At 53.6% G+C, this 3,490-nt stretch carries 7 protein-coding genes; all 7 read right to left on the reverse strand.

Translation table 11 applies throughout. From position 1 onward, the window contains the following. The coding region (locus PPL9_RS32560) for a hypothetical protein (protein ID WP_200962378.1) at positions 1 to 327 on the reverse strand (327 nt) is incomplete at its 3' end. Positions 328 to 354: 27 nt separating this feature from the next. Next, positions 355 to 942 (reverse strand): phage tail protein, encoded by a 588-nt coding sequence (locus PPL9_RS26615; RefSeq protein WP_057465557.1) that lies wholly within the window; start codon positions 940 to 942, stop codon positions 355 to 357. Beyond that, positions 939 to 1,673 (reverse strand): phage tail protein I, encoded by a 735-nt coding sequence (locus tag PPL9_RS26620; RefSeq protein WP_057465558.1) that lies wholly within the window; start codon positions 1,671 to 1,673, stop codon positions 939 to 941. Before PPL9_RS26620 ends, PPL9_RS26615 begins: the two co-directional genes overlap by 4 nt. Beyond that, the gene (locus PPL9_RS26625; RefSeq protein ID WP_057465559.1) at positions 1,666 to 2,547 is read right to left on the reverse strand and encodes a baseplate J/gp47 family protein; all 882 of its coding nucleotides are present in this window, start codon (positions 2,545 to 2,547) and stop codon (positions 1,666 to 1,668) included. The genes PPL9_RS26620 and PPL9_RS26625 overlap by 8 nt, the downstream gene beginning before the upstream one ends. Then, the gene (locus PPL9_RS26630) at positions 2,544 to 2,894 is read right to left on the reverse strand and encodes a baseplate assembly protein (protein ID WP_161831463.1); all 351 of its coding nucleotides are present in this window, start codon (positions 2,892 to 2,894) and stop codon (positions 2,544 to 2,546) included. The genes PPL9_RS26625 and PPL9_RS26630 overlap by 4 nt, the downstream gene beginning before the upstream one ends. A 22-nt stretch (positions 2,895 to 2,916) precedes the next feature. Beyond that, on the reverse strand, positions 2,917 to 3,108 hold the full coding sequence (locus PPL9_RS26635) for a hypothetical protein (protein ID WP_057465561.1): 192 nt from the start codon (positions 3,106 to 3,108) through the stop codon (positions 2,917 to 2,919). A 10-nt stretch (positions 3,109 to 3,118) separates the two neighbouring features. Continuing rightward, a partial coding sequence (locus PPL9_RS32750) for a hypothetical protein (RefSeq protein WP_057465562.1) occupies positions 3,119 to 3,490 on the reverse strand: 372 nt, incomplete at its 5' end.

Here is a 3,490-nt window from a genome sequence, read left to right on the forward strand (position 1 = left end):
GTCACCAACACCGTCAATGTAGAGCCCTTGGTGATTGAGATAAGTAATCTCAGAAAAATGATAATCAGACTGCAAGTTAATCTTGCAAATACCAACCTCAGGCGTCCTCTTTACAGCTGTTTTAATCGATCGTAAGGGCTCATTTTCGTTTCCAGAGTTACCATCATCTCCGTTTATCTGATCAACCCAAAACACCTTCATCATATCCGGTGCGGTTGCGAGCGCGGCCCGGCGCTCCACCTCGGCCTCATTGCGGTAGTTCGCAAAATACTCTTGCAGTTTGCGGCTTTCACTAACCAGCTCTGCAATATCTCCTGAAAGTGACATCTGCCTGCCTTTCTCGTTTTAAGTGGGTTAAGCTGCCGTGATGGGAAGCGTCCCTGCCTGGATCTGGTCCAGCGTTTCTTGTTGATGGGATTGAAGCTTGGCAAGTTCATCAGCCCGCACATCAGCTTTGGCCTGCGCCAACATGTTTGCAGTGATAGCCGTTGCCAATTGCGCAAACTCCTCGCCAAAAAAGAGCTGAAGATCCACATCACCCGAGACCTGAATGACGTCCTGAGGGAGAGCAGCAAGTGCCAGCACGAAGGAAAAAGCGATTGGTACACCTGGTGTATATTGCGCCAGTGGCGTGTTCGGATCGGACCAGACAGCAAGCAGAGTGCCATCCTCCAGGATCACGCCCAGCTCAGCCAGTGTGAAACCTGCATCCCCGTCAATCTTGGCCGTAATCTCCATCTGAAAATCATCCAGATAACGAGATCCAATTAACTCGATACGGGCTTTCTCTGATTTCAGACTGTTCTCATTACCCGTTGGCGTATAGCGCGAAGCTCCAAAGGCCAGATGTGTAATCTTGGCATGAAGGCCAGCATCCGAAGCATCAAAGATTGCTCGCATACCGTTGCGTGTGAGTGTTGGATTGATGGCTTTGAGGCTCATGTCAAAAGCTCTCCATGAAGTGAAAGGAAGGAATGGCAACGAGCTGCTGCTGCACAGCCAAGAACTGTCCCCATCTGCGGCAGAACCGGCTCAGCCGTTTGCGCTACAAAAGCAACACCACGCGCCATTGTACCTATGCTCAAAGTTGTGCCGCTTCTGGGAAGAACCGTTGCGCCCCTAGGCTGAGTGAAAGCATTGGAGCGACCACCCATGCCGATGCCGATCTCGCTTTCCAGATGGGCCCCAAGTGTAAATGTGAAGTGACGCGATAACGGCTTCGAACGCTCTACCGCTTCAATGGCTTTTTCCTGAAGCTTGGAAGAAAGGTATGGCAGACCATGATAGATCTGCTCATTGGCATAAGCTGTGACCTCAAACGTTCCAGGAACACCTGAGCCGTCCTCTTCCCACCACTCCAGAATATGCGGATAGACCCCAATGATCCCCAGGGCTGTTTCAACAGCGTGAGCTGTGCCTTTGTGCCGCTGGATCTGGTAGTTCATCTTGATGGATCGACGTTTTACATCGTCGCTCCACTCTTCATCCCAAAAATCAACGGAAGCCTCGAAAGCCAGAAATGGCAGGTACTTTGCGGGTGTCTTGTCCGGATTGGTCAGATCGCGCAAATCTGCAATGGCCTGATCAAGCTCGAAGGACCAGAAGGAAACAGAGGCCACGCGGCGTTCATGATCCGTAGCATCATTAGGCAACTGCGAGGAAGCGTCACGCATCAATCACCTCCACATTCACCGTCAAAGAGGATGCCCAGATGATCTGGTGTTTTTCAGCTTGGATGTCCCCGTCTGGATCGGTCTTCAGATTTTCAACACCGGGCACATCCAGCGAACCATCCAGCTTGGACTTGTAAAGGGATTTCCAGATTTTCTGGCGGCTGAGGAGATAATCTGTGGCCCGCATCGCGGCTTTGCTTTTCAAAAGATCCGGGCTCGGACCTGCCAGCACGTAAAGCGTAGCAGTTACTGGCGTGTTCAGGATCTGCGCAGCCTTGACGGTTACACGGTCCCCGATCGGGCGTCTGATCTTCGCACTCACAGCCTCCAGGACTGCATCAAGCAGGTCCTGATTTGCAGGAGCACTCAAATCATCCGGCGCAACATAGATCTCAACATCGCAAGGTGCGGGCGAATAGGCACGCGCATCCCGCACACCTGGAACACTCTTTGCCCAATACTCATAAGCTCCTTCAGCACCCGCTGTTGACCAGCTTTCTGGGGCAATACGAATGCGTTCGCGGTAGTCGTCATCTTGCTCCATCACATCGGGAGCGCCATCCTGGCCAACCTCTACGGTTTTGCGCGGTGTAGACCGGCCATAACCCTTGGCGTCCAGATCCGTTCCGGTGGCGCTGGCAAGAAGAGAAGCCTTTGCAGCCGTATTGATCCGGGTGTTTGCCTGATAGGCAAGCTGAGCATCCACATGAAGGTGAGCACGAACCGGTTCAAACTCGGTTTCATCCTCAAACTCAGGCCATTTGGCTTCATACTCAGCCTTGATCCCCTCAAAGATCTGCGAGTGTTCTTTCTCGTCAATCAGCTTGGGCGGTTCGACCTTGCTCAGATCAATGATGTCGTCATAACGGCTCATCGCACCACCTCGCTCAGCGAGACCGGTTGTCCCGTTTCCCGGCTGGTTGCCAGGATCTCAAGACGGTTTTCACCATCAGCAACACGTTCCGCTGCATCCAGATCCGTTGACGCTTCCACAGCAATAAGGCGAACCTCTTCCAGATCCACACGGGCTTCATGTTCATGAATGGCTGAGGCAACAGCTGCCTGAAACAGTATCCGCTGCGCCCCGTTGTGCGGCGTATCAATCAGGTCAGGCAGATCACAGCGCAGATGGCGGCGCATCACCAGATCGCCGCGTGTCACCACAAGACGGCGGATGGATTGCGCAATGCGCGCATCCCCGTAAAGTGGTTTTCCTGTCACTGAATCGTACCCGGCCATCAGATTAAGCCTTCGTCTCGTCAGCAGCTTTGGTGCTGGAACTCTTGCGCGTTGCCTTCTTCAGCTTCACGGTTTCATTGAGAAGCAGAAAGCGGGCCTGAGCTTGGCTCATCTCCACCTCATCGCCTTTGCTGCGCCATTGACCAAAGATCATGGCTTGCTTCAGGACTTCATAGGTCTCGTTCTTCACACTCATTGTGTCATCCTCAATCAACTGCAAATACTGTCGAAGAGCCTTCGACGATGGGCCAAAGCCCCTTCGAAGATCCGCGTTTGACTTCCACCTTGTCCCCGATCCGGGCCACCTCCTTGCCGCCAGTCCCGCCAAGATTGACGGTGTCAGCGTTCACAGTGGCCTCAGTGCAGGTGATGGTGAGCTTGCCGCCAGTGATCTCCACGACAACGCCATCCGGCCCTTTAAGGCGCAGGGTGCCGCCTTCGGCACTGGCATGCGGATTGTCTCCAGAGGGAATGCAAGGGAAGAAAATCCCATTCTCAGTCTCACCGTCCTGGCAGAACAGGAAGCCTTGCGCTCCCACATTGGCGGGCGCATCAATCTGCCATTCTCCGGAGGGGAT

The sequence above is a fragment of the Pseudovibrio sp. POLY-S9 genome, from assembly GCF_001431305.1.
Classification (GTDB): domain Bacteria; phylum Pseudomonadota; class Alphaproteobacteria; order Rhizobiales; family Stappiaceae; genus Pseudovibrio.